The 23,398-nt window shown below is 61.7% G+C and carries 23 protein-coding genes, 1 tRNA gene and 2 pseudogenes; 13 read left to right on the top strand and 13 right to left on the bottom strand.

Annotation, left to right across the window (positions count from 1 at the left end; translation table 11 throughout):
* The first annotated feature begins 44 nt into the window (after nucleotides 1–44).
* Nucleotides 45–464 carry an organic hydroperoxide resistance protein gene (locus tag L9B60_RS04195; RefSeq protein WP_249676609.1) on the top strand — a complete coding sequence of 140 codons (420 nt, stop codon included), beginning with the start codon at nucleotides 45–47 and terminating at the stop codon, nucleotides 462–464.
* Nucleotides 465–545: 81 nt separating this feature from the next.
* Here the strand turns inward: L9B60_RS04195 and L9B60_RS04200 are convergent, their stop codons facing one another.
* Both L9B60_RS04200 and earP read right to left on the bottom strand, forming a co-directional pair.
* Nucleotides 546–1,115 (bottom strand): elongation factor P, encoded by a 570-nt coding sequence (locus L9B60_RS04200; RefSeq protein WP_249676610.1) that lies wholly within the window; start codon nucleotides 1,113–1,115, stop codon nucleotides 546–548.
* A 47-nt stretch (nucleotides 1,116–1,162) separates the two neighbouring features.
* The gene (gene earP, locus L9B60_RS04205; protein WP_438866063.1) at nucleotides 1,163–2,308 is read right to left on the bottom strand and encodes an elongation factor P maturation arginine rhamnosyltransferase EarP; all 1,146 of its coding nucleotides are present in this window, start codon (nucleotides 2,306–2,308) and stop codon (nucleotides 1,163–1,165) included.
* A 133-nt stretch (nucleotides 2,309–2,441) separates the two neighbouring features.
* Here earP and L9B60_RS04210 point away from each other — a divergent pair, with 133 nt between their 5' ends.
* Nucleotides 2,442–2,837, top strand: a complete 396-nt coding sequence (locus L9B60_RS04210; protein WP_249676612.1) for a hypothetical protein — start codon at nucleotides 2,442–2,444, stop codon at nucleotides 2,835–2,837.
* A gap of 1 nt (nucleotide 2,838) precedes the next feature.
* Nucleotides 2,839–3,321, top strand: coding sequence for a GreA/GreB family elongation factor (locus L9B60_RS04215; protein WP_249676613.1), 483 nt, complete (start codon nucleotides 2,839–2,841; stop codon nucleotides 3,319–3,321).
* A gap of 12 nt (nucleotides 3,322–3,333) precedes the next feature.
* Here L9B60_RS04215 and L9B60_RS04220 read toward each other — a convergent pair whose 3' ends face one another.
* Nucleotides 3,334–4,257 carry a LysR family transcriptional regulator gene (locus L9B60_RS04220; protein ID WP_249676615.1) on the bottom strand — a complete coding sequence of 308 codons (924 nt, stop codon included), beginning with the start codon at nucleotides 4,255–4,257 and terminating at the stop codon, nucleotides 3,334–3,336.
* Between the two features lie 128 nt (nucleotides 4,258–4,385).
* Here L9B60_RS04220 and L9B60_RS04225 point away from each other — a divergent pair, with 128 nt between their 5' ends.
* Complete coding sequence (locus L9B60_RS04225; protein ID WP_249676616.1) at nucleotides 4,386–5,132, top strand: 3-oxoacyl-ACP reductase family protein; 747 nt, start codon at nucleotides 4,386–4,388, stop codon at nucleotides 5,130–5,132.
* Here the strand turns inward: L9B60_RS04225 and L9B60_RS04230 are convergent.
* Nucleotides 5,084–6,001 carry a LysR family transcriptional regulator gene (locus tag L9B60_RS04230; protein ID WP_249676617.1) on the bottom strand — a complete coding sequence of 306 codons (918 nt, stop codon included), beginning with the start codon at nucleotides 5,999–6,001 and terminating at the stop codon, nucleotides 5,084–5,086. The two genes, L9B60_RS04225 and L9B60_RS04230, sit on opposite strands and share 49 nt — an antisense overlap.
* Before the next feature lie 102 nt (nucleotides 6,002–6,103).
* On the opposite strand from L9B60_RS04230, the gene L9B60_RS04235 reads away from it, so the two are divergent.
* Both L9B60_RS04235 and L9B60_RS04240 read left to right on the top strand, forming a co-directional pair.
* The gene (locus L9B60_RS04235) at nucleotides 6,104–7,300 is read left to right on the top strand and encodes an MFS transporter (protein WP_249676619.1); all 1,197 of its coding nucleotides are present in this window, start codon (nucleotides 6,104–6,106) and stop codon (nucleotides 7,298–7,300) included.
* A gap of 93 nt (nucleotides 7,301–7,393) precedes the next feature.
* On the top strand, nucleotides 7,394–7,750 hold the full coding sequence (locus tag L9B60_RS04240; RefSeq protein ID WP_249676620.1) for a hypothetical protein: 357 nt from the start codon (nucleotides 7,394–7,396) through the stop codon (nucleotides 7,748–7,750).
* A gap of 21 nt (nucleotides 7,751–7,771) precedes the next feature.
* On the opposite strand, the gene L9B60_RS04245 is transcribed toward L9B60_RS04240, so the two are convergent.
* A complete protein-coding gene (locus tag L9B60_RS04245; protein WP_249676622.1) occupies nucleotides 7,772–8,734 on the bottom strand; it encodes an AraC family transcriptional regulator ligand-binding domain-containing protein in 963 nt (320 codons plus the stop codon).
* Between the two features lie 66 nt (nucleotides 8,735–8,800).
* Here L9B60_RS04245 and L9B60_RS04250 point away from each other — a divergent pair, with 66 nt between their 5' ends.
* The gene (locus L9B60_RS04250; RefSeq protein ID WP_249676624.1) at nucleotides 8,801–9,661 is read left to right on the top strand and encodes a sterol desaturase family protein; all 861 of its coding nucleotides are present in this window, start codon (nucleotides 8,801–8,803) and stop codon (nucleotides 9,659–9,661) included.
* A gap of 123 nt (nucleotides 9,662–9,784) precedes the next feature.
* Entirely contained in the window at nucleotides 9,785–10,120 is a 336-nt protein-coding gene (locus tag L9B60_RS04255) for a hypothetical protein (RefSeq protein WP_249676627.1), read from the top strand.
* A gap of 118 nt (nucleotides 10,121–10,238) precedes the next feature.
* On the opposite strand, the gene L9B60_RS04260 is transcribed toward L9B60_RS04255, so the two are convergent.
* Nucleotides 10,239–10,328 (bottom strand) — tRNA-Ser (locus tag L9B60_RS04260).
* A 189-nt stretch (nucleotides 10,329–10,517) separates the two neighbouring features.
* Here L9B60_RS04260 and L9B60_RS04265 point away from each other — a divergent pair.
* From L9B60_RS04265 to L9B60_RS04275, 3 genes and pseudogenes are all read left to right on the top strand, one after another.
* The gene (locus L9B60_RS04265) at nucleotides 10,518–11,207 is read left to right on the top strand and encodes a crotonase/enoyl-CoA hydratase family protein (protein WP_249676629.1); all 690 of its coding nucleotides are present in this window, start codon (nucleotides 10,518–10,520) and stop codon (nucleotides 11,205–11,207) included.
* Nucleotides 11,208–11,333: 126 nt separating this feature from the next.
* Entirely contained in the window at nucleotides 11,334–12,056 is a 723-nt protein-coding gene (locus tag L9B60_RS04270) for a lysophospholipid acyltransferase family protein (protein WP_249676631.1), read from the top strand.
* A 99-nt stretch (nucleotides 12,057–12,155) separates the two neighbouring features.
* Nucleotides 12,156–13,129 (top strand): annotated as a pseudogene (locus tag L9B60_RS04275) (magnesium and cobalt transport protein CorA).
* 172 nt (nucleotides 13,130–13,301) lie between these two features.
* Here the strand turns inward: L9B60_RS04275 and L9B60_RS04280 are convergent.
* On the bottom strand, nucleotides 13,302–14,015 hold the full coding sequence (locus L9B60_RS04280) for an amidotransferase (protein WP_249676633.1): 714 nt from the start codon (nucleotides 14,013–14,015) through the stop codon (nucleotides 13,302–13,304).
* A gap of 594 nt (nucleotides 14,016–14,609) precedes the next feature.
* Between L9B60_RS04280 and L9B60_RS04285 the strand changes: the two genes are divergently transcribed.
* Nucleotides 14,610–15,026 carry a rhodanese-like domain-containing protein gene (locus tag L9B60_RS04285; protein WP_249676636.1) on the top strand — a complete coding sequence of 139 codons (417 nt, stop codon included), beginning with the start codon at nucleotides 14,610–14,612 and terminating at the stop codon, nucleotides 15,024–15,026.
* Nucleotides 14,999–15,811, top strand: coding sequence for a cytochrome c (locus tag L9B60_RS04290; protein WP_249676639.1), 813 nt, complete (start codon nucleotides 14,999–15,001; stop codon nucleotides 15,809–15,811). Before L9B60_RS04285 ends, L9B60_RS04290 begins: the two co-directional genes overlap by 28 nt.
* A gap of 23 nt (nucleotides 15,812–15,834) precedes the next feature.
* On the opposite strand, the gene L9B60_RS04295 is transcribed toward L9B60_RS04290, so the two are convergent.
* The 6 genes and pseudogenes from L9B60_RS04295 to L9B60_RS04320 form a co-directional block, all read right to left on the bottom strand.
* On the bottom strand, nucleotides 15,835–16,638 hold the full coding sequence (locus L9B60_RS04295; protein WP_249676642.1) for a transglutaminase family protein: 804 nt from the start codon (nucleotides 16,636–16,638) through the stop codon (nucleotides 15,835–15,837).
* Nucleotides 16,635–17,585, bottom strand: coding sequence for an alpha-E domain-containing protein (locus L9B60_RS04300; protein ID WP_249676644.1), 951 nt, complete (start codon nucleotides 17,583–17,585; stop codon nucleotides 16,635–16,637). Before L9B60_RS04300 ends, L9B60_RS04295 begins: the two co-directional genes overlap by 4 nt.
* Before the next feature lie 12 nt (nucleotides 17,586–17,597).
* Nucleotides 17,598–19,007 (bottom strand): circularly permuted type 2 ATP-grasp protein, encoded by a 1,410-nt coding sequence (locus L9B60_RS04305; protein ID WP_249676646.1) that lies wholly within the window; start codon nucleotides 19,005–19,007, stop codon nucleotides 17,598–17,600.
* Nucleotides 19,008–20,289: 1,282 nt separating this feature from the next.
* Nucleotides 20,290–20,631: a ribonuclease E inhibitor RraB gene (locus L9B60_RS04310; RefSeq protein ID WP_249676648.1), complete on the bottom strand. Its 342-nt coding sequence runs from the start codon at nucleotides 20,629–20,631 to the stop codon at nucleotides 20,290–20,292.
* 213 nt (nucleotides 20,632–20,844) lie between these two features.
* On the bottom strand, nucleotides 20,845–21,081 hold the full coding sequence (locus tag L9B60_RS04315) for a hypothetical protein (protein WP_249676650.1): 237 nt from the start codon (nucleotides 21,079–21,081) through the stop codon (nucleotides 20,845–20,847).
* 152 nt (nucleotides 21,082–21,233) lie between these two features.
* A pseudogene (locus tag L9B60_RS04320) lies at nucleotides 21,234–23,310 on the bottom strand (LTA synthase family protein).
* Nucleotides 23,311–23,398 lie beyond the last annotated feature (88 nt).

Below are 23,398 nucleotides of genomic sequence, written 5' to 3' on the forward strand. Positions count from 1 at the left end.
AAAACATTAGCGCAATACATTGATCCGCATTTCGAGGTGTCACCATGCAAGCGCTCTACATCGCAAAAGCAACCGCAACCGGTGGCCGTGACGGCCGCGCCATCTCCAGCGACAATATCCTGGACGTCAAGCTGGCCACCCCCAAAGAACTCGGTGGCGCTGGCGGCGCTGCAACAAACCCTGAGCAACTGTTCGCGGCGGGCTACTCGGCGTGCTTCATTGGCGCGCTGAAGTTCGTGGCAGGGCAAAGCAAGCGCAAGATCCCGGACGACGCCTCGATCACCGCTGAAGTCGGCATCGGGCAGATCCCGGGTGGGTTTGGCCTGGACATCGATTTGCGCATCAGCCTGCCGGGGCTGGAACAGGCTGACGCCCAGGCGTTGGTGGACGCGGCGCACCAGGTGTGCCCGTATTCGAACGCGACCCGTGGCAACGTGGACGTACGCCTGCACGTCAGCGTCTGACCGCTGCGCCTGGATAACCAAGCGCGCACAAAAAAGCCCGACTCATGGTCGGGCTTTTTGCGTTCGCAAGCAGGGCCAATATTACTTGGCGCGGCCTTTGTACGAACCACCTTCACGGGTGTCGATCTCGATCATGTCACCGATTTCGATGAAATCGGCCACGCTCAGCTCGGTACCGTTCTTCAGTTTGGCAGGCTTCATGACCTTGCCCGAAGTGTCGCCGCGAGCGGAACCTTCGGTGTAGTCGATCTGACGCACGATGGTGGTCGGCAGCTCTACCGAAACCAGGCGCTCGTCGAAGAACACGGCTTCGCAGACGTCGGTCATGCCTTCTTCAACGAAAGGCAGAACCGATTCGATGTCTTCGGCGTTCAGCTCGTACATGGTGTAGTCAGTGGTATCCATGAACGTGTAAGTGTCACCGCTGATGAACGACAGGGTGGCTTCTTTACGGTCCAGGATCACGTCGTCCAGCTTGTCATCGGCGCTGTAGACGATTTCAGTCTTGTAGCCGGTCAGCAGGTTTTTCAGCTTGGTCTTCATGATCGCGCTGTTACGGCCCGATTTGGTGAATTCAGCTTTCTGAACCAGCCATGGGTCGTTTTCCAGACGGATCACGGTACCGGGTTTCAGTTCTTTACCAGTTTTCATTACGATTATCCGAATTTGGATGGATTTACAAATTTCTAGGCCGCGTATCATATCCAATTTCGGTAAAACTGCACCAGCGCTGCGGCAAGATCAGGCTGAGCGGCCAATTGATCGCACCAGCCTTCGGCATGCAACGCCAGCTCTGGCCAGTGCTCCAGCACCCCGCGCCAGCTCTGGCCCGCGGCCTGCCCTTGGTTCCAGGCGCGCCATAAGTTGGTCAGTGCCTGGGCAGCTGCGGGCGACAAACCGACGATATACCGCGCCAGGAACGCTTCGAGCTTTTCCCAGTGGGCGTATTCCTCCTGTTCGTAGATGTGCCACAACAGCGGCGCCCCCGCCCATTGCGCACGCACGAAGGAGTCTTCGCCGCGCACCGCATTGAACTCGCAGCTCCACAACAGGCGGTCGTAATCGTCCTGTGCGACGAACGGCATAATCTGCACCGTGAGCTGCCCGCGCACCTCGACCGCCCCCACCGGCATGGCCGCCACACCCAGCCAACGCTCCACATCACCCAGCACGCGCCCCTGGGGCACCAGTAAATGCGTGGGGCGACTGTCACCGGCCATCACCTGCAACCAATCGCCCAGGCCCGGGTTTTCGTACGCAAACAATGACACGAGGCGCGCCCCCGCTTGCGGGTTGACCTGCAGGTTTTTCAGAAACGCCTGACGTGCCTGCGGGTCTTGCTGGAAAGCCCGGCGCGCCTCGATCAAGCCCCGGGTGCGCAACAACCCGCCGGTTTTCGCGGTGAAGCCCGGAAAAAAGAAAAACTTCTGCAAGCCTTTGCCCTGTGGCGAGGGCAAGGCGTGGCAGCCCTCGACCCAGTCCTCGGCACTGAGGTAATCCAGGTTCAACCACAGCGACGGCGTCGCCCGCTGGCTCATGGCCTGAACGTAGTCGGGCGGCAGCTTGCAGGCAAACGCGCCGATTACCACGTCGGCCACTGTGGTGGGTTGCCAATCGGCCGACCAGCGGCACACCTGCACCCCCGCCTGCCATTGCTGCCCGGCGTTGGCATCGGCCGTGGGGCAGAGCCGCACGAAGGCCGCCAGGTCATCCACCCACAAGCGCACCGCTACATCGTGCTCGGCCACCAATTGCCGCGCCAGGCGCCAGGTCACGCCGATGTCGCCAAAGTTGTCGACCACGCTGCAAAACACATCCCAGGTGGTAGTGATCGGGGTTTGCATGACTCAGCCTGTGCGCAAATAGCGCCATTGTCCGCATAAATGCCCCGCGACAGAAGGGCATCGACCTTAAATCAATCGCGCCCACGTGCGACAATTGCCTTACAGCCCAGCCCATGCCTGCCAGGAGGCCGCCATGCCCTACCGTACCCGCCCACGTATGCTGCACGTGACCTTGAAACCGCTGCAACTGGTGGGCTGCATCGCGGCCGGCCTCTGGCTGGGCGTCATGGCCATTTTGCTGACCGGCTGGCTACTGTTCAAACTGGGCGTCGACACCCCGCTGCCACTGACCCATGCAGCCCCCTCGGCCTCGGTACCCGCGCCGCCGCCCTTGCCGCCCGAAGGTGAAACCCAGATGTTCCAGCAATACAAAGACACCTTACGCAAACAGGAACAGCAACAGGCCGACGATCAGGCCCGTAGCGACGGCCGCGCCCTGGCCAGCCCCAAATGCCAGTTCTGGCTGCAGCAGGACCAGACCGCCCCCAGCGAGAAAAGCCGCGCCAATGTGCTCAAGTTCTGTAACTGACATGGATAAAACCCAGCTGTTATCGCGCATCGTCGAACGCCTGGCACAGGACCTGGCGGTGATCACCCGCGCGGCCCAGACCGCTTACGAAACCGCGACCCATGAAGAAAACGTCGCCGAAAACAAGTACGACACCCTGGGCCTGGAGGCTTCCTACCTGGCGACCGGTCAGGCTCGGCGCATGGAGGAGATCCGTCAGTCACTGGTGTTGTTTGAAAACCTGAGCCTGCGCGACTACGACGAATCACGGGGCATTCAGGTAGGCGCGCTGGTCAGCCTGGCGTCGGAAAATGGCGAAGTGCGCGAGCTGTTCCTGGGCCCGGAAGCGGCTGGGCTGACCATCGCCCAGGCCCACCGCCTGGTAACGGTGATCACCCCGCGCTCGCCGCTGGGCCAGGGCTTGCTCGGCAAAGTGGTGGGTGACGAGGTAACGATCGTTGTGGCTGGGGTTCGGCAGGTGCATGAGGTGGTGCAGGTGTGTTGAGCCGCGCGCCCATCACACCGCGCTGAACGCCCGCCCCCAGCCCCGTGCCGCGAACTGCTCGATCACGTAGTCGATAAATACCCGCGTCTTGCCCGGGAGCAATTTGTGCTCGGCGTAGTACAGGGAAATGCTGCCGTCATCCACGTACCAATCCGGTAACACCCGCACCAGGCTGCCCCGGCGCAAATAGCCCAAGGCGAACGGCATGCTCACCAAAGCGATGCCCAGGCCCTGTTCGGCCGCGGCACAGGCCGCCTCCGAGTCGCTGAGGGTCATGCGCACCTTGATGTTCAGCGCGCTGTGCCCCTGCACCCGGTGGGTCAGCGGCCAACGGCGCACCCTGCCGGTTTGCGGCGAGCGGATCAGGATGCCGTCGGCGGCGTGCAGGTCGTCGGGGTGGCTGATGGCCGGCCGCGCGGCCAGGTATTCAGGCGCCGCCACCAACACCCGATGGGCCACCGCCAGCTTGCGCGCGACCACGCCCAGGGGCAGGTCGAAGCCACCGCCGATGGCCGCATCGAAGCCCTGGCCAATCAGGTCGACCTGGCGATTGTCGAAGTGCCAGTCCGGGGTGATGGCGGGGTAACGGCTCAGGAATTCACCGAGTAGCGGCACCAGGTAAAGACGGCCGAACACCGTGCCTACGCTGACTTTCAAGGTGCCCGCCGGCTGGCCCTCGGCACTGGCAAGGTTGGCGATGGCGTTCTGGATGATGCTGAAGCTGGCCCCCACCTCTTCCAGGAAGCGCTGGCCGGCTTCGGTCAGGGCCAGGCGCCGGGTGCTGCGTAAAAACAGCCGCACGCCCATTCGCGCTTCCAGCTTTGCCACGCTTTTGCCTACCGCAGCCGGGGTCAAACTCAAGCGCCGGGCAGCCTCGGCAAAGCTGCCGACCTCGGCGCTGCGCACAAAGCATTCGATGCTGCTGAACGATTCCATGGGCCACACTATAAACTTTTGGTTTACTCAGACTAACGCACTTACGGTCTACCCGGTGCGTAATCCACCATCGATACTAGGCTCCATCAACCGCTGGCACTCCTGCCACGGCACCCTGGAGCACACTCATGTCGACTCAAACGTTCAATGGCAAAGTGGTATTGGTACAAGGGGGTTCGCGCGGCATCGGCGCCGCCATCGTCAAACGCCTGGCTGGCGAAGGCGCCACCGTGGCCTTCACCTACGTCAGCTCCGAAGCGCGCGCCCACGAACTGCGTGACAGCATCACCGCCAGCGGTGGCAAGGCCCTGGCCATCCACGCCGACAGCGCCAACGCCCAAGCCATCCAAAAGGCGGTTGACGACACGGTTAGCACCTTTGGTGGCCTGGACATCCTGGTCAACAACGCTGGCGTACTGGCCGTCGGCCCACTGGAAGATTTCAGCCTGGAAGACTTCGACCGTACCCTGGCCATCAACGTGCGCAGCGTGTTCGTGGCGACCCAGGCAGCAGCCCGGCACATGAAGGAAGGTGGGCGCATCATCAACATCGGCAGCACCAATGCCGACCGCATGCCCTTCGCAGGCGGTGGCGTGTATGCCATGAGCAAGTCGGCGCTGGTAGGCCTGGTCAAGGGCCTGGCGCGTGATTTGGGCCCCAAAGGCATTACCATCAACAACGTGCAGCCGGGCCCGGTGGACACCGAAATGAACCCGGCCGACAGCGACTTCGCCGAGAGCCTGATGGGCTACATGGCAGTGGGACGCTACGGCCACGTCGAAGAAATCGCCAGCTTCGTCGCCTACCTGGCAGGCCCCGAGGCGGCTTATATCACCGGCGCCAGCCTGACCATCGACGGCGGCTTTGGCGCCTGAGCCAGGGTCTGTTCCAGCAAGGCCACCAAGGCGGTGGCCGCTGGGGTCGGCGTGTTCGACCAAATGGCATACAGGCGCCGCACCGGCGCATCGCACACCGGTACCGCCACCACCCCGGCAAAGCCTGCCGCGATGGGGGCCGGCACCAAGCCCACGGCCAGCCGTTGCTGCACGAAGCGCTCCACCAGGCGCACGTCGCTGACTTCAAATTGCACGTTATGTTGCAGGCGCAGGGCGGCAAATGCCTCGTCGGTCTGGCGCCGGGCCCCGCTGCCGGCCGCAAAGTCGACCAGCGGCTGGTGCTCAAGCTCCGCCAGCGGCACGCGTGCCAGGCTTGCCAACGGGTGATCGGGCGGCAACACCGCCACCAACTCCTCTTCGGCCAGCAGCCGGTGGGCCACGCCGGTGATCACTTCGCCTGGCCACACACCGATAAACGCCAAGTCCATGCGCCGGCCACGCACCTGGTCAATCAACCACTCGCTGTTGCCCACGCTCAAGCGGATGGCCACGTGCGGGTATTGGTGATGAAAGTCGGCCAGCACCTGCACCAGGTCCAGTTCGGTGAGCGACGAAATCATGCCGATGGCCAGGCTGCCCCGCACCTCGCCGCAGGCAGCGGCCACTTCGTCGGCTATGCGCCTCGTGGCCTCCAGCGCCGTGCGCGCGCTGCGGACAAAGGCTTCGCCTGCCGGTGTCAGGTTGACCCGCCGCGAGGTTCGCTCAAACAACGCCGTGCCCAGGTTGGCCTCCAGGCGAGCGACCTGGTGGCTAAGCGCCGACTGCACGGTGTGGCAGCGTTCGGCGGCGCGGGTGAAGCTGCCCTCCTCGGCCACGGCCAAGGCATATTCGAGCTGTTTGAGGTTCATTGCGCTATCTCGTTTCAAGATCGATCACATGAAAACAATACATTGGTGTCATGGCTCAGCATTGCCGACAATCGTTTTAACTTCAACTGCATCGAGACCGCCATGAGCGACAAACCCTTGAGCCGTGCGCTGATCCTGCTGATGGCCATTGCCACCGGCCTGGCCGTGGCCAGTAATTACTACGCCCAACCGTTACTGCACACCTTGGCCGGGCAGTTCGGCCTGAGCACCGCCGTGGCCGGCAGCATCGTCATCACCGCACAACTGAGCTACGGCGCCGGGCTGTTTTTGCTGGTGCCGTTGGGCGATCTGTTCGAACAACGTCGGCTGGTGGTCAGCATGACGTTGCTCAGCGCCACCGGCCTGGTGCTCAGCGCATTTGCCGTCAACCTGCCCATGCTGTTGCTGGGCACGGCCATGACCGGGCTATTCTCGGTGGTGGCCCAAGTGCTGGTGCCGATGGCTGCTGGCCTGGCCAGCGCGCAAACCCGTGGCCGGGTGGTGGGCACCTTGATGAGCGGCCTGCTGCTGGGCATCCTGCTGGCGCGCACGGCGGCAGGGTTGGCGTCTTCTGCGGGGGACTGGCGGGCCATCTACCTGCTAGCGGCTGCCCTACTGGTGATCTGCGCACTGTGCCTGGCCCGTGCGTTGCCACCCCGGCGGGTGCACGCAGGCCTTCGCTACCCGGCATTGCTGGGCTCGGTCTTGCGCCTGTTCGTCGAGGAGCCGGTACTGCGCGTGCGCGCCTTCCTGGGCTTGTTGAGCTTCTGCCTGTTCGGCTTGTTCTGGACTCCGCTGGCCTTCCTGCTGGCCGCCCCACCCTATGGCTACACCGACGGCGTGATCGGCCTGTTCGGCCTGGCCGGGGCAGTCGGCGCCCTGGCTGCCAGTGCCGCCGGGCGCCTGGCCGACAAAGGCCAGGGCGAAATCGCCACCACCCTGGGCCTGATTGCGTTGCTGGCGACCTGGCTGCCGCTGGCGTTTGCCGGCCAATCACTGGCCGCTTTGCTGCTGGGCGTGCTGGTGCTGGACCTGGCCGTGCAACTGGTGCACGTCAGCAACCAGAACGCGATCTACGCATTGCGCCCCGATGCGCGCAACCGCCTGAACGCCGGCTACATGACGTGCTATTTCATTGGCGGCGCATTGGGCTCCACGCTGGCCGCGCAGTTGTACCAACCCTATGGCTGGACTGGCATCGTGACCGCCGGCAGCGCCATCAGCCTGCTCGCCCTGTTGACGTGGGCGGTGGCCAAACGGCGTTTGGCGCGCAAGGCCGTTCATCCGGCCAGCGCCTGACACACTACTGGCGGTCGCGGCCATCATTGACTTGCCGGCGTTATGAGCTATTCAGAGTGTTGGACTTTTAATCCCTTCCTCGGAAATCCCACCATGAAGCTCACAATAAAAGCCGGTGATTTCTTGCAGTGTGACGGCGACTACCGCGATGGATCGCTTACCCTCAAGACCATTGAAAGCCCCTCCCCGGGCGAGAAGATCCCGGTCAACCGGATCAAGCACATTACCGTGGCCAACCACGAAACCAGCCGCAGCCTGGGCGGCGCCCTGGGTTGGGGCGTGGCCGGCGCCCTGGTGCTAGGCCCCGTGGGCCTGGTGGCCGGGCTGTGGCTGGGCGGCAAGGAAGAAGAAGTGACCTTTGTCGCCACCTTCAAGGACGGGCGCAAATTGACCGCGGTGGCCGACAGCCGCACCTTCAACAAATTGAACGACCGGATGCAGCAGGCCTGAGCGCTTTGTGATCAATAACGCTCAGGCCATCCCCCGCCAGCGCTTGCGCGCGTGCAGATAAGCCGCCACGTCGCTGTAGCCCAGTTGCTCGGCGATTGCCGCGCTACTCTCACCCTGCAACTCAAGCGCTTGCTCCTGCTGGCCACGCACCTGGTCCAGCAGTTGGCGAAACGTCTGGCCTTCTTCTTCCAACCGGCGCCGCAAGGTGCGCGGGCTTTGATGCAAGGCCGCCGCCTGGTCCTCCAGCGTGGGCAAGCGGCCTTGGGCAAAGCTTTGCCAGATGCCGGCCGCCACCTTGCCGCCCCAGCCACTCAGGGTGTGCAGGCGTGCCAGGCGCCGGTCCAATTCCTGGTTGATCACCTCCAGCATGCCGCTGTGGCGGGTGAGCAATGGCAAGCTCAAGGTGCCCGCATCGAAATACATACGGTTGTGCCCGCCACCGTACGCCACCTGCTCGCCAAACCAGGGCCGGTACTGCGCCGAGTAAGCCGGTTGGGCATGGGCAAAACAGCTGCGGCTCGGCTGCACGGTAATGCCGGTGGCGCGGCGAAACTGGGTCAAGGCCATCACGAAATAATGTTCCACCACATAGCGCGTCAGGCTGGCCGGGGCATCGATGTGCAGTTCGATGCCCGCGCCGTGCGGGTCCTCCAGCAGCGTGAGGCGGTCCATGTCCGAAGCCAAGGGGGCGTAGCGCGCCCAGTTGCGCAAGGCCTGTTCGATGTTGGCGCAGTACAGGCTTGCGTGGGCCAGCACGTGTACATCCTGCGCAGTGAAACGGGCATACAGGTTCAGGCCAATGGCCGGGTCATGCCGCGCCGCGTCCCGCCACAACCGCTCCAGCGCCAGCACGCTGTAGTCTTCGCGGCCGGGCAGTTGCAGGCTGTCCAGGTAGCGCTCCAGCACATGGCCCAGCCGACCACGGTGCACCCGCGGCGAGCGTGCATTGGCCGCTTGGGGGGTGATTCTGTCCATTTCGCGCATAGAGCCCTGCCACGCCATGACTTCTAATGGTTCGTGCCGCCCTGCGGGGCCCGAACAGAGATGGCTATGAAAACAACAACAGCACTCGCCAGCAACCCCACATTGATCATCGCCGGAATATTCCTGGCATTCATCCTGCTGGAACTGGCCTGCGCCTGCTTTCGCCAGCCCACCGCCCAGCGCCGTGACACCTGGATCGAAATCGTCGGTTCCAGTGTGTTGCTGGGCATCACCTTCCCGCTGGTGATGTTGCTCAGCGCCACCCTGCTTGAGCACCTCGCGCCACACCTGAAAAATTGCCTGGCCGACCTGCCCTGGCTGGCCGGCTTCGGCCTGCTGCTGGTGTTCGACGACATGACCCAGTACTGGTGGCACCGCCTGACCCACAAGGTACCGTTCTTGTATGCCCTGCACCGCGCCCACCATTCCGCGCCGTACATGAGCATCCGCATCGTGTACCGCAACAACAGCTTCTATTACTTGTTGATGCCCGCGCTGTGGTTTTCCGGTGCCCTGATCTACATGGGCCTGGGCCCGGTGTACTACGGCTACCTGATATTGAAGATGCTGGTGATTTTCTCGGCCCACAGCAGCGTGGCCTGGGACCGCCACCTATACCGCATAAAAGCCTTGCGCCCGCTGATGTGGCTGGTGGAGCGCATCATCTCCACCCCCAGCACCCACGCCGCCCATCACGGTTTGAACGCCGACGACGGCATCACCCATTACAAGGGCAACTTCGGCAACCTGCTGTTTTTCTGGGACGTACTGTTCGGCACCGCGCACATCACCCGCCGCTGGCCAGCCACCTATGGCATCGAAAACCTGCGCACCGCCAGCTGGCAGGAAGAGCTGTTCTGGCCGCTGGTCCGCCGCGCCCCGGCCAAGCAGCCGGAAAAGATCGCGCAACCGAGCGCAAGTCATTGAAAGCATCGATATAAACTATCAACTCTTCAGTCAACCTTGCAGGGCATCAGTCGATATAATGGGGGCACCTGATGTAGCCCCCTCGCGATAAATAGTGCCTTACAGCGTTTAAGGAAGAGCCCGATGCGATTGTTACTTGTTTGCGGCCTGGCAGCGATGTCATTGGCCGGTTGTATTTCTGCACCCAACACCCCGAACGTGACCCTGAGCACCAGCAAGGCACCGCAAGCGTACGCCGAGTGCGTGTACCCCAAATGGCTGAAGGAGCACCCTTCGACCACCAAGTCCGGTAGCCAGAACCACTACCGCGTGGTGGTTGAGAGCAAGATCAACGCCGACGAAATCCTGGAAATTTCCAAGACCACGACGGGCAGCAAAGTATCGCTGTACCAGCGTGCGCCGCTGGCCTCGCCGTTTACCCGAAGCGCGCTGGAGACTGCGGCACGCGATTGCCTGTGATCGCTGGGCGCTTTGCCAGCCCCTGGTCGAACTGAAGGTTCGGCCAGGGGCTTTTTCTTGCGCATACAAAAAACCCCTGGGAACACGAGGTTTCCAGGGGTCTTTAGCGTATCGAATATGGCGGTGAAGGAGAGATTCGAACTCTCGATACAATTTCTTGTATACACACTTTCCAGGCGTGCTCCTTAAGCCACTCGGACACTTCACCGTATCTCGTCAAACATGTTCCGTCTGTCGAGGCGCGCTAATGTAGTCGAAACCCTCGACGATGGCAAAGGTTTTTTTCAATATTTTTCATGCGCTTAAGCCTGGCATGACCGGGCAGTCAGTCACGGCGCTTTACTGGGACGATGGTGCTGAGTAACGTTTGCCCCAAACCATTATAAGGAACTGCGCAATGAGTGAGCTGATCGACTACCAACTCGACGATGGCATCGCCACCCTGACGTTGCACAACGGCAAGGTCAACGCCATTTCGCCGGACGTGATCGTCGCCTTCAATGCCGCGCTCGACCGGGCCGAGCAGGACCGGGCCATCGTGATCATAACTGGCCAGCCGGGCATTTTGTCGGGCGGTTACGACCTCAAGGTGATGACCGCCGGCCCTCAACAGGCGGTCAGCCTGGTTGCCAGTGGTTCCACCCTGGCCCGCCGCCTGCTGTCGCACCCCTTCCCGATCATCGTCGCTTGCCCCGGGCATGCAGTGGCCAAGGGCGCCTTCCTGCTGCTGTCGGCCGATTACCGCATCGGCGTGGCCGGGCCATACAGCATTGGCCTGAATGAAGTGCAGATCGGCATGACCATGCACCACGCCGGCATCGAGTTGGCCCGCGATCGCCTGGGCCGCGCGGCGTTCCAGCGCTCGGTGATCAATGGCGAGATGTTCATCCCGCAAAGCGCGGCAGACGCCGGCTTCCTGGATAAAGTGGTCGAGCCTGAACAATTGCGCGAAACCGCCCTGGCCGCTGCCCAACAGTTGAAAAAAATCAACATGACCGCGCACAGGAACACCAAGCTCAAGGTACGCAGGGCGCTGCTGGAAGCACTGGACCGGGCGATCGATCTGGATCAGCAACACCTGGCGTAACGCCCCGCTCCCTGTAGGAGCAGCGGCCCCATCGCCAAGCTATTGAGTGACAACAGATTTCACCCAATTGCCGAACACAGTGCACGACCGTACACTCCCGCGACTTTTTGCCAAGTGAGTCGCGGGATGCTTTTTATTGTTCGCATGTTTCTGATGGGCCTGCACTTTATCGTGGTGGGCGCGCTGGGCCTGCTGATTGGCCTGTGTCGCCCGTTCAACCCGGACAACAGCCGCCTGTTCGCCCGCCTCTATGGCCACCCGGCCGTGAAGATCCTGGGGCTGGACTTGAAGACTGAGGTCGGCCCACTGTTCGACCAGCCACCGGGTTGCGTGATCGTGGCCAACCACCAGTCCAACTATGACCTGTTCGTGCTGGGCAAGGTGGTGCCGCCGCGCACGGTGTGCATCGGCAAAAAGAGCCTCAAGTGGGTGCCCTTCTTCGGCCAGTTGTTCTGGCTGGGCGGCAACGTGTTGATCGATCGCGGCAACTCGGCGAAAGCGCGCAAGGCCCTGCAAACCACCACCCGCACCCTGACCCAGGAAAACACCTCGATCTGGGTGTTCCCCGAAGGCACCCGCAATTCAGGCAGTGAGCTGATGCCGTTCAAGCGCGGGGCGTTCCAGATGGCCATTGACGCCGGCGTTCCGATCGTACCGGTGTGCGTCAGCCGCTACGCCCGGCGCCTGCGCCTGGGCAGCTTGCGCAGCGGCAAGATCAGCATTCGTTCGCTTGCACCGATCCCGACCACGGGGCTGAGCGCTGCCGACATCCCCCAATTGATCCAACAGTGCCAACAACAGATGCAACAGTGCATCGACGCCATGGAGCGCGACGTGCAAGTGGCGTGAACTGCCAAACACCTTGCCCACTCTGATCAGGCAGGACAAGCTAGGCTGTTGTCATTTAGTGCCTGCTTTTACTGCCCTCAGATCAAGAAGCGAATAACCATGGGTCGAGTCGTTGCTGCAGCCGTCTACAGCGCCGGAAAGAAAGTCACCAACATCAGCCTCGACGAAGGGGCGCAATGGGCCCGCAAGGCTGATCATTTCGTGTGGATCGGCCTGGAACAACCCAACGCCGAAGAGCTGGCCAACCTGCAGCGCCAGTTCGGCCTGCATGAACTGGCCATCGAAGACGCCCTGGAGAAGCACAGCCGGCCCAAGCTTGAAACCTTCGGCGACGCGCTGTTCATCGTCACCTATTCGCCGGTACGCCAGGACGGCAAGCTGGAGTTCATCGAAACCCATATCTTTGCCGGCAACGGCTACATCATCACCGCCCGCAACGGCCACTCGGCCTCCTATGCCCTGGTGCGCCAGCGCTGCGAGGCGCGCCCGCTGCTGTTGGACCATGGCGAAGACTTCGTGCTGTACGCCCTGTTGGACTTCGTCACGGAGAACTACCAGCCGGTCAGCGAATCCATCCACGCCGAGATCGAGGCGCTGGAGCGCAACGTGCTGGGCGGCGCCTTGCACGAAGAAGACACATCCAGCGCCTGCACTGCCTGCGCCGTGACCTGTTGCGCATGCGCCGCTACGTGGCGCCCATGGTGGAAATCAGCGAAGAGCTGCAGCGCCTGGACTTCCCGTTCATCGACAAGAACATGCGCCCCTACTTCCGTGACGTGCAAATCCACGTCAACCGGCAGATGGAAGACCTGGGCACCATGAGCGACATCGCCTCGCAAACCATCGAGATCGGCCTGTTGCTGGAGTCGTCACGGCAAAGCATCGTGCAGCGCAAGTTTGCCGCCTGGGCAGCGATCCTGGCGTTCCCCACGGCGGTGGCAGGGATCTATGGGATGAACTTCCAGAACATGCCGGAGTTGAGCTGGCATTACGGCTACTTTGCCGTGCTGGGGGCGATCGGAGTGGGGTGCGGGGCGTTGTATTGGAGCTTCAAGCGGTCGGGGTGGTTGTAGATCGGCGGTGCGGCCTTTCGCGGATAAATCCGCTCCTACAGAGGCACGCGAATACCCCGTAGGAGCGGATTTATCCGCGAAAAGCACGCCGCCGTCTCTGTAGGAGCGGATTTATCCGCGAATTCAGACGCCGTGTAGAAGCGGATTTTTCCGCGAGCCAAGTGCCAACGATTTACCGATTGTGCGCCACGAACCGCATCATCCACTCCGCCACCGTGGTGCCATGGTGCTCACGCCCCAGGCTGTCGATGGCTGCGTCATACACCACCGGCCCCAGGCTTTGCTGGCGCAGGTCGAGCAGCGCGCGGGAATAATCGTGCATGAACTCCGGGTGGCCCTGGAAACACAGGACCTGGTCGCCGATATGGAACGCGGCAAACTGGCAAAACGGGCTGCTGGCGATCACCGTGGCGTTTTCGGGCAACGCGGTGACCTGGTCCTGATGGCTGATCAGCAGTGACAGCTCCTGGACTTCAGGGCTCATCCAGGGCGCACGGCCCGGCACCTGGTAGTCGTGCACGCCCACGCCCCAACCCTGGGTCGCACGCTCGGCCTTGCCGCCCAACAGCAGCGCCAACAACTGATGGCCAAAACACACGCCCAACAGCTTGTCGCCACGCTGGTAACGATCCAGCAAGAAGGCCTTCAGGGTTTGAATCCACGGGTCGTTGCCGAACGAATCGGCCTTGCTGCCCGTGACCAGGTAGGCGTCAAACTGCAGATCATCGGGGGGGTATTGGCCGTTCATCACGTTGTATACGGAAAACTCGGCCGCAATGGGCTGACGCGCGAACAACTGTTCGAACATCCGGCCGTAGCCCTGATACTGCTCGACCAGCTCTGGGCGCAGGACATCGGTTTCCAGGATGCAAATGCGTAACGACATAAAAGTACCCGACACGAATAAAGGCGAGAATGAGCGGCGAAGCGTGCCTTGATCATTCACACATGGCAAGTACGACGGTGTGTAGCGTGCAAGTCACAACCATTCGGCGCAGTCGGACGAATGGTCATACGTGAAAGGATTCACCAGTCGGCCAACGCGACGCGTCTAGCCTGCGTGCTGATTCAGGGATAGCCATGGGCTATATCTCAAAATAATCAAATTTCACTCTAAATACAGATAAAACCGTTCTAAGCCACGGCCCGCGCGGGCCCTACTGTTAGTCATGGACGCGGCCGAAGCGGAATTTTCCGATCCGACGGCGTCTCGAATGGCAACAGTGCACGTCTCGGCCAGGCGCTATCACAGCCCAGCAGTCGGCATTCAGGAAGAACAACAAGAAGGCAGCTCGCCATGTTCAAACACAACAAGCTTCGCCAGGCAGGTCTGATCGTTTTCGCAACCACCTTGCTCCTGATACTTCCCAACCTCAGCCGCCTGTTCGGTTGAGCAGCGCAATCAACTTTTAATGTCGGTCAACTACCGGCCTGGGCACTTGTGTGCCAATCTTCCCTCTGGCCCGATGGAGATTGGTTTATGCGCAAATGGATTGTCCTGCCGGCACTGTCCGCCCTGCTGACGTGCACTGCGGCTCACGCCGTGGTCGACATTGATCATGCGGTGGATGAGATCGGCAACGGCGTATTGATACTCGACCTGCGTAACGACTCGGATTTCGCCGCAGGCAACATCCACAATTCACTGCAAGTGGACATGACGATTCGCAAGATGTCCTCGGAAATCGACACTCGCGGCCTGGCCTATCAGTTAGGGCGCGTGGTGGAAGACAAAAACCGCACCGTGGTCATCTACAGCGACACCAACGAACATGCCCTGTCGGCCGAACGCACCTTGGCGCAACGCGGCTACATGAATATCGTCAATGGCGGCAATTACACCGAACTCAACGCGGCGCTGTTTCGCCTATGCCAATCCGACTCTTTCTACTGCTGATCGGCTGGCTGCTGGCAGGCCAGGCCCTTGCCGCCAGCCTGACGGTTGCGCTGGGCACCCAGTCGCGCACCTGGCAGAGCGCCGAATTGCTCCGGCACCCGCAGGCGCGCACGCTGCACATCCCGGACGACGTGGCCTATAAACGCGGCATGACCTACCGGGTGGTGCCCGTGGCTGCGCTGCTGCCTGGCCTGACGGCCCAGGACCATGTGCAGGCCGTGGCGCTGGACGGGTTTGCTGCGGAACTGCCGGCAGCCCCGCTGCTGGCCACCGGCAAGACCCGCGCCTGGCTGGCCGTGGAAGATCCCGCCCACCCCTGGCCGCCACTGGCCCCCGGCAAACCGTCGGCAGGGCCGTTTTACCTTATTTGGAGCGAGCCTGCCGCCGGCCATATCGGCCCCGAGCAGTGGCCCTTCCAAATCGCCAGCCTGCGCCAACTGGCCAGCGTGGCCGAACGCTTCCCGGCCATGCGGCCTGACCCGGCCTTGGCCGCCGATGACCCGGTCAACCGGGGCTTCGCGCTATTCCAGAAAAACTGCCTGGCGTGCCACCGCCTCAACGGTCAGGGCGACGCACAGTTTGGCCCGGACCTGAATATCCCCTTCAGCCCGACCGAGTATTTTTCGCAAGGTTTTCTGCAGCGTTACATTCGTGACCCGCAAGCCATGCGGCGCTGGCCGCAGGCGAAGATGCCGGGGTTCAGCGCGCAGGTGTTGCCAGATGAAGAGCTGGCGTTGCTGGTGGGCTACTTGCAGCACATGGCGGGGCGCAAGGCAGGCCAGTGACAGCCCCGCCGTTACCCTGGCCGTTACTGCTGCTGTACCCGAATCAAAGGCGCAGGCGTGACCACCACTTTGGCATGCATCTGCTCGAACCCACCGCCACGGCGCATGCCGCGCACCGGGCAAGCGTCCAGGTAGTCCAGGCCTACGGCCAATTTCAAGTGGCGCTCCGGGCGCGCCAATTGGTTGGTCACGTCAAAGCTGTACCAGGCGTCATCCAGCCAGGCCTCGGCCCAGGCGTGGCTGGCCAGGTGTTCGCTGCTTTCGGTAAACAGGTAACCCGACACATAGCGCGCCGGGATGCCCAGGCTGCGCGCGCAGGCCAGAAACGCATGGGTGTGGTCCTGGCACACGCCGGCGCGCCCGGCAAACGCCGTGGCGGCCGTGGTGTCGACTTCGGTAGCGCCCGGCGTGTAAGTCATGTGCTGATTCAGCGCGCCCATCAGGTCGATCAGCCCGCTCCGGTCGCGGCGCTTGCTGCACTCCTTGGCGGCAAAGGCGCGCAGGGCCTCGTCGGCTTCGGTCAGGCGGGTGAAACGCAGGAACGGGTAAGCCGATTGCGATTCGTGCTCGGATTCGGTCTTCTCGTCGATCTCGACCTGGCCACGGGCGCCGATGACGATGCGGTCATGGGGGCGATCCAGGGTCAATACGTGGAAGATATTACCGAACGGATCGATCTGCGCCTTGATCGAGGTGGGCAGGTCCAGTTGCCAACTCAGCACGTGCTGGCGGTCGCTGTCATGGGGCGTCAGGCGCAAGTACTGAATGCTGGCGCGCACCTCGTCTTCGTATTGATAGGCGGTCTCGTGACTAATGGAAAGTCTCATACAGCCTCCAGGTAAGAGCTGTGGATAGCGTTGCCCAACTGGCGCACCAGCGGGATACATTCGGTCAGCCAGGCGTGCAGCCCTTCGTCGAGGATCTCGCCGATACCGGTGTAGCGCAGTCGCGCATCCAGTTCGGCGGCCAGACGCTGGGCCGGGCGGCCGTTGGCCCCCGGCAGGCTCGCGAGGATCTGATCGATCTCTTCGGTACAGGCGCGCAGCGAGCGCGGCACATCGGCACGCAACAGCAACATTTCGGCCACGAAACGAGCCGAGGGTGCGTCGCGATAGATTTCGGTATACGCCTCAAAGGACGACAACGCGCGCAGCAAGGCGCTCCATTGGTAGTACCCGCGCGCCGAGCTGTCGTCCATGTTCTCGGCGGCGTCGCCAAACATTTCGTAGCGCGCGTCGAGCAGGCGCAAGGTGTTGTCGGCGCGCTCGATGAAGGTGCCCAGGCGGATGAAACGGAACGCATCGTTGCGCATGATGGTGCCGTAGGTGGCCCCGCGAAACAGGTGCGAACGCTCCTTGATCCACTCGCAGAAGCGGCTCATGCCATAGCGGCCCAGGCCCTGCTCGGCAATCCCGCGGATCTCCAGCCAGGTGGCGTTGATGTTTTCCCACATGTCGGCGGTGATGCGCCCGCGCACGGCATGGGCACTGGCCCGCGCCGCGCCCAGGCAGCTGTAGATACTGGCCGGGTTGGCCGCGTCCAGCGCAAAGAAGTGCAGCAAGCGTTCGGCGTGCAATTGGCCGTGGCGCTCCAGGTAGTCCTCCAGGGTGCCGGTGATCAGCAGTGGCATGGCCACTTCATGCAGGCCGTCACCGCGACCATCCTGGGGCATCAGGCTCAACGAATAGCTGACATCGAGCATGCGGGCGAGGTTTTCCGCCCGCTCCAGGTAACGCGACATCCAATACAGGTCAGAGGCAGTTCTACTTAACATTGGCAGGCATCCTTAATCCTCGACCACCCAAGTGTCCTTGGTACCGCCGCCCTGGGATGAGTTGACCACCAGCGAGCCTTCCCGCAGCGCGACACGGGTCAGACCGCCCGGCACCACGCGGGTTTCACGCCCGGCCAGCACAAACGGGCGCAGGTCGATGTGCCGCGGCGCAATGCCGTTTTCAACAAAGGTCGGGCACGTCGACAGGCACAGGGTCGGCTGGGCGATGTAGGCGTTGGGACGGGCCTTGAGGCGTGCGCGGAAATTCTCGATTTCAGCGGCGCTCGCGGCCGGGCCCACCAACATGCCGTAGCCACCGGAACCCTGGGTTTCCTTGACCACCAGGTCTGGCAGGTTGGCCAGCACGTGGGACAATTCTTCAGGCTTGCGGCATTGCCAGGTAGGCACGTTCTTGAGGATGGGTTCTTCGTCGAGGTAAAAGCGGATCATCTCGGTGACATACGGGTACACCGACTTGTCGTCCGCCACCCCGGTGCCGATGGCGTTGGCCAGGATCACATTGCCAGAGCGGTAGGCGGCCAGCAGGCCCGGCACCCCCAACATCGAATCGGGGTTGAAGGCCAGCGGGTCCAGGAACGCGTCGTCCAGGCGCCGGTAGATCACGTCCACGGCTTTGGGGCCGTCGGTGGTGCGCATGAACACCTTGTCGTCGCGCACAAACAAGTCGGCCCCTTCCACCAACTCCACGCCCATCTCGCGCGCCAGGAAGGCGTGTTCGAAAAAGGCGCTGTTGAAACGACCCGGGGTCAGCACTACCACGCTTGGGTTATCGATGGGGCTGGAGCTTTTCAGGGTGTCGAGCAACAGGCTGGGGTAATGGTCGATGGGGGCGATGCGCTGGGCGGCGAACAGCTCGGGGAACAGGCGCATCATCATCTTGCGGTCTTCGAGCATGTAGCTCACGCCGCTGGGGGTGCGCAGGTTGTCTTCGAGCACGTAGTAGGTGCCATCGCCGTCGCGCACCAGGTCAACCCCGGAGATGTGCGAGTAGATGTCACGGTGCAGGTTGAGCCCCTGCATGGCCAACTGGTACTGCTCGTTGGCCAGTACCTGCTCGGCGGGGATGATCCCGGCCTTGATGATGCGCTGGCCGTGGTACAGGTCGGCCAGGAACATGTTCAGTGCTTTTACCCGCTGGATACACCCACGTTCCACCACGCGCCACTCACTGGCCGGGATGCTGCGCGGGATGGTATCGAAAGGGATCAGGCGCTCGGTGCCCTGCTCATCGCCATAGAGCGTGAAGGTGATGCCGGCACGATGAAACAACAGGTCGGCCTCACGCCGCCGCTGGGCCAGGAGCTCTTCGGGCGTCTCGGCAAGCCAGCGGGCGAACTCCCGATAATGCGGGCGGACAATACCGCCGGCATCGTACATCTCATCATAATAGGTGCGGATCATGCCGTACTCCTTGTCACCCGGACACCAAGACCATCGCAAGGCCCGTGCCATCGGCATAAACGCTTAAAATTCAATCACTTGAATAAAAAAAACAAATTACCCGCACCATTCCCGTGCGCTTGACAGTGCACCACAATGCACCGTGCTCCATTGCGAAGCAGGGTTAATGCTATGACCAGCATAGACAGAGTTGATTTCACTGGCTGGCCTACTTCGTTAATAATTCTTACAAGCCAGTGAGAAAGCTCTTACGGCAACCAGATTCCCTTTCCGCCACCTTGCTCGAGGTGGCTTTTTTTTGCTTACTTTTTGTGGCGTTTGACCAAAAGTGAGCCGGCGTAAGGCCGGAAAGGTGATTCGGCATCACCCTAACCAATGGATATGTGCAAGGCATCGGAATCCTGCTTCTGAGAATTGCGAGCATATCCATTATCTAGGGGGAGGCCACTTGATCTTGATCTTGATCTTGATCTTGATCTGCTTTTGATCTTGATGGTATGCCCCGTAAAGCGCCCGGGCCGACTGGAGGCGTCGATCAAGGGGCGGCCCGCAGGGCCCGAGGCGCAGCCGAGGGAGACGGCAGCCGGCAAGCTTCTATAGCCGGTGCCGTCTGCCCCTTGAGCGACGCCGTAAGGAGGGGACCCGCAGCGCAGCGGAGGGCCCAAGCAGGGGCAAGCCTTTTTTGCTTACTTTTTGTGGCGTTTGACAAAAAGTAAGACGCCGTAAGGGCGGAAAGGTGATTCGGCATCACCCTAACCAATGGATATGCCCACCGTCCTCGGAGCATGCTTCAAAAATCATGTACATATCCATTACCAAGGGCGCGGCCACTTCACCTTTCCGGCCTTACGCCGGCTCACTTTTTGTCAAACGCCACAAAAAGTAAGCAAAAAAGGCTTGCCCCTGCTTGGGCCCTACGCTGCGCTACGGGTCCCCTCCCTCCGGCATCGCTCAAGCGGACGACGGCCCGGAATAGAAGCTCCTCCGGCTCCGTCTCCGGCGGCTACGCCTCCGGCCGCTTGATCGACGCCTCCAGTCGGCCCGGGCGCTTAATGGGGCATACAATCAAGATCAAAAGCCAAGCAGATCAAGAGCAGATCAAGAGCAGAGCCAGCGGCCAGAGAGCACGGGCACGGGCACGGGCACGGGCAGGATATGATGTGCCTATTTCCCAGAATTCCGCGAAGAACCTTTTTTTGCCTGGCGCTTGGACGAGGGGCGTTGATGCTGGAAATAAAAACGGCCAACCCTGGGGTCGACCGTTTCTTGTAACGCTGAAACCCTAAGCCTGGGGCCTGCGCACTTCATGTTTTACACCCCAGCCTTCGATTTCTCCGCCCAAGGGGGCGACCACCGCCTCGAAATCCAGCTCGAACTCGCCAATGCCACCATAGGTTGCGTGCATCACCTTGCTTAACTCAAGGTGCCACGCCCCGTCGTCCCGCTCACTGACCTGGGCATTGAGCGATTCACCGCGAAACTTCCCGGCAGCCGTGCGCGCACGCTTTTCGTCGGGAAAGACGGCGTAGAACTCGATGGGGTGAATACTGGAGAAATCAAACCCGCCTTCTTTCATGCGGCGCAGCACTTGAGTGCTGATGTCTTCTTGATAGGCTGTGCTCATGAACCGTCCTCCTCAATACGATGGATAGACTTTCAGTACTTCCCGGACCTCCGCTGACTGACTAACGGCGAATGGATTGCGTAATGCATGATTACCGGAAACAAGCATGGAGCTGACAAGACGTGAAGCGCGGCGGTTTAACCGTTTGCCTCGCTTGCAGAGTAGCGCGAAGGGAACGCCCGTGCCAAGGGGGGCCTGGCAGGGGCGCGAAAATCAGTCGACCGGGGTCACGGAGCGCACTTCCATGGCATTCATGTCCTTCAACACCTTGGCCGTGGGTTGCTCGGTACGGTTTTCGAAATCATTGAGGTCGGCCTTGTCCAGCACCGGGCGGTAGTGCGAGCGCACATGTTTGGCAGCCTCTTCATCTGAAGGACGCTGCTCGGACTCCACCAGCAGCTTGAGCAGATCGCCATGTTCATCCACGAAAGCGATTTCCCACTTTTTCATTAGTATCTCCTCAGCAAACCCAGCTGTAGCCGTGTGAGATTAACCTCACTACTCTTGACCTGCCCGGCCCCCCAACGTTCAGCACATGTACCTGCACGAACATGAAAAAAGGCCCCGAGGGGCCTTTTTTCATGTTGCTGACACATCAAGGCCTATTTGCCTTGCACAACGCCTGCAGTGTTATCCAGCAGCGCCTTGGTAGCGGTCTGGATAAACGACTCCAACTTGCGCTTGAGGTCTGCCTCGTCCGGCTGGTCGGAGATAGGCTCGGCCTTGGGATCGGCGCCCAATTGGAAGCGGAACATGCGTGCCGGCATCTCCTTGGGTTCGACCAGGATGCGGTCACCGGTGATGATGGCCACGGTCTGCTCGTTGCCCGAAGGCTTGATCACGCCAAAGCCCTTGTCGCCTTCCGGCAGGTTCAGCAGGTCACGGCCCCAGCACTGGTTGCGCGTTTCACCGCCCAGGCGGCCCATGATGGTGGGCACGATGTCGATCTGGGTGCCCACGGTGTGGCTCACGTTGCCGAACTTCTCTTGCATGCCCGGGGCGATCAGCAGCAGCGGCACGTTGAAGCGGCCAAGGTCCATCTCGGTGATCTGCTGGTCGTTGCCGAAGCCATGGTCACCCACCACGATGAACAGGGTGTTCTTGTAATAAGGCTCTTTCTTGGCCTTTTCGAAGAACTGGCCCAGCGCCCAGTCCGAGTAACGCATGGCGGTCAGGTGCTGGTTCAGCGAGCCTTTGTCGGTGACTTTGTCTACCGGCAGCGGATCCGGGATCGCGTACGGGGTGTGGTTGGACAGGGTTTGCAGCAGTGCGTAGAACGGCTTGCCGGTGGCGGCGCGCTTGGAAAGTTCCTGGGCACCGCGGTCGAACATGTCCTGGTCGGAAACACCCCAGGTCGGGTCCGAGAACACGGGGTTGACGAAGTCGTTGCGGCCAATGAACGTGGTCATGCCCTGGTTGCTGAAGAAGCCAGACTGGTTGTCCCAGGCGAAATCGCCGTTATAGACATACACGTCGTCGTAGTTACGCGCGCTCAGCAACTCCGGCAGGCCCGACAGCTTGTGGGCACCTTCCGGGGTTTGCATCAGGTATTCGAACCCTGGCAGGTTGGGGAAGCAGCCCATGGTGGCGAACATGCCCTGGTGGGTGTGCGTGCCGTTGGAGAAGAAGCGGTCGAACAGCAGGCCCTCTTTGGACAGCTTGTCGAAGTACGGCGTGATATTGCCGGATGCACCCAAGGCGCCCACCGAGTGACCGGCGAAGCTTTCCATCAGGATCACTACCACGTTCTTGATCGGCAGGGTGTTTTCAGGCGGCGGCGTGAAGTCGCGGCGCACCGGGGCGATGTCGGCATCCACCAGCTTGTCGTTGCTGGTCAGCAACATGTCGCGCACGGTTTGCTGGGCCTCGGCCACCGGCAGCGTCGACTTCCAGATATTGTCGCGTTCGTCGGACATGCGCGCCTTGGCCGCGGTAATCAGGCTGAGCATGCCGTTGAGGCCCAACTGGTTGGCGAAGTTGGAGTCGGTGGTGTAGGCATCACCCCAACGCAGCGGTGGGCCCTGGCGCAGAGTGCCACGCGCCGCCACTACGATGATCAGCGCGCCACAGCACCAGCACGCCAATGCGGGCGTACCACGGCGCCACGCCACGGACCGCGACACCGCCGCTGACATAGCGTGGGCGGGTCAGGCGGTCGATGCCCTTGAACACCAGGCTCAGCAGCCAGGTGCCAACGGCCCAGCCGATCAGGTAACGGGCCACCGGGTAGCCGTACCAAAGCATGCTCAGTACGGTTTTCGGGTCTTCCTTCACGTACTGGAACACCAGGCCGTTGAGGCGCTGGTGGAACTCGCGGTAAAAGTCCAGTTCCATGAAACCGAAGAACACGATCAGGCTGCTGGTCAGCGTCAACCAGAAGCGGAACAGGCCACGTGCGGCCATGGCCCGTGCACTGAGCAGCGCCAGTACCAGCGGGATCAGCACGTACACCACCAGGCGGATGTCGAAGCGCAAGCCGTTGCCGAACGCCTCGACGAAGGTCGAGGCCGGTGTATCGAGGATCATCTCGCGGTTGTAGATCAACAGTGCCAGGCGCAACAGGCTCAGCAGGACCATCATGGCCACGCCGCTGAGCAATATGTAGGCAAGGTGCGATTTGACGGTCGGTTGCGGGCGCTGGGCGGCCCGCTCTTGACTCAAGGCGTCCGGAATAGCCATGTCTATAGAAGATCCATTGGATTCAGGTGGAATTGGAGTTGTGGTATTTCGAGGCGGCAAATGGTGCACCATTGCGCACGCGATGCAC

It is taken from the genome of Pseudomonas abieticivorans (assembly GCF_023509015.1).
In the GTDB taxonomy this organism is placed as follows: domain Bacteria; phylum Pseudomonadota; class Gammaproteobacteria; order Pseudomonadales; family Pseudomonadaceae; genus Aquipseudomonas; species Aquipseudomonas abieticivorans.

What these genes read in the sequence shown, in the direction of transcription:
- L9B60_RS04225 (WP_249676616.1), top strand. Translation starts at nt 4,386, where the DNA reads ATGTCGACTCAAACGTTCAATGGCAAAGTGGTATTGGTACAAGGGGGT.
- L9B60_RS04290 (WP_249676639.1), top strand. Translation starts at nt 14,999, where the DNA reads ATGCCAATCCGACTCTTTCTACTGCTGATCGGCTGGCTGCTGGCAGGC.
- L9B60_RS04280 (WP_249676633.1), bottom strand. Translation starts at nt 14,015, where the DNA reads ATGTCGTTACGCATTTGCATCCTGGAAACCGATGTCCTGCGCCCAGAG.
- L9B60_RS04315 (WP_249676650.1), bottom strand. Translation starts at nt 21,081, where the DNA reads ATGAAAAAGTGGGAAATCGCTTTCGTGGATGAACATGGCGATCTGCTC.
- L9B60_RS04270 (WP_249676631.1), top strand. Translation starts at nt 11,334, where the DNA reads ATGCTTTTTATTGTTCGCATGTTTCTGATGGGCCTGCACTTTATCGTG.
- L9B60_RS04240 (WP_249676620.1), top strand. Translation starts at nt 7,394, where the DNA reads ATGAAGCTCACAATAAAAGCCGGTGATTTCTTGCAGTGTGACGGCGAC.
- L9B60_RS04230 (WP_249676617.1), bottom strand. Translation starts at nt 6,001, where the DNA reads ATGAACCTCAAACAGCTCGAATATGCCTTGGCCGTGGCCGAGGAGGGC.
- earP (WP_438866063.1), bottom strand. Translation starts at nt 2,308, where the DNA reads ATGCAAACCCCGATCACTACCACCTGGGATGTGTTTTGCAGCGTGGTC.
- L9B60_RS04285 (WP_249676636.1), top strand. Translation starts at nt 14,610, where the DNA reads ATGCGCAAATGGATTGTCCTGCCGGCACTGTCCGCCCTGCTGACGTGC.
- L9B60_RS04195 (WP_249676609.1), top strand. Translation starts at nt 45, where the DNA reads ATGCAAGCGCTCTACATCGCAAAAGCAACCGCAACCGGTGGCCGTGAC.
- L9B60_RS04255 (WP_249676627.1), top strand. Translation starts at nt 9,785, where the DNA reads ATGCGATTGTTACTTGTTTGCGGCCTGGCAGCGATGTCATTGGCCGGT.
- L9B60_RS04295 (WP_249676642.1), bottom strand. Translation starts at nt 16,638, where the DNA reads ATGAGACTTTCCATTAGTCACGAGACCGCCTATCAATACGAAGACGAG.
- L9B60_RS04235 (WP_249676619.1), top strand. Translation starts at nt 6,104, where the DNA reads ATGAGCGACAAACCCTTGAGCCGTGCGCTGATCCTGCTGATGGCCATT.
- L9B60_RS04250 (WP_249676624.1), top strand. Translation starts at nt 8,801, where the DNA reads ATGAAAACAACAACAGCACTCGCCAGCAACCCCACATTGATCATCGCC.
- L9B60_RS04265 (WP_249676629.1), top strand. Translation starts at nt 10,518, where the DNA reads ATGAGTGAGCTGATCGACTACCAACTCGACGATGGCATCGCCACCCTG.
- L9B60_RS04245 (WP_249676622.1), bottom strand. Translation starts at nt 8,734, where the DNA reads ATGCGCGAAATGGACAGAATCACCCCCCAAGCGGCCAATGCACGCTCG.
- L9B60_RS04210 (WP_249676612.1), top strand. Translation starts at nt 2,442, where the DNA reads ATGCCCTACCGTACCCGCCCACGTATGCTGCACGTGACCTTGAAACCG.
- L9B60_RS04300 (WP_249676644.1), bottom strand. Translation starts at nt 17,585, where the DNA reads ATGTTAAGTAGAACTGCCTCTGACCTGTATTGGATGTCGCGTTACCTG.
- L9B60_RS04310 (WP_249676648.1), bottom strand. Translation starts at nt 20,631, where the DNA reads ATGAGCACAGCCTATCAAGAAGACATCAGCACTCAAGTGCTGCGCCGC.
- L9B60_RS04220 (WP_249676615.1), bottom strand. Translation starts at nt 4,257, where the DNA reads ATGGAATCGTTCAGCAGCATCGAATGCTTTGTGCGCAGCGCCGAGGTC.
- L9B60_RS04305 (WP_249676646.1), bottom strand. Translation starts at nt 19,007, where the DNA reads ATGATCCGCACCTATTATGATGAGATGTACGATGCCGGCGGTATTGTC.
- L9B60_RS04200 (WP_249676610.1), bottom strand. Translation starts at nt 1,115, where the DNA reads ATGAAAACTGGTAAAGAACTGAAACCCGGTACCGTGATCCGTCTGGAA.
- L9B60_RS04215 (WP_249676613.1), top strand. Translation starts at nt 2,839, where the DNA reads ATGGATAAAACCCAGCTGTTATCGCGCATCGTCGAACGCCTGGCACAG.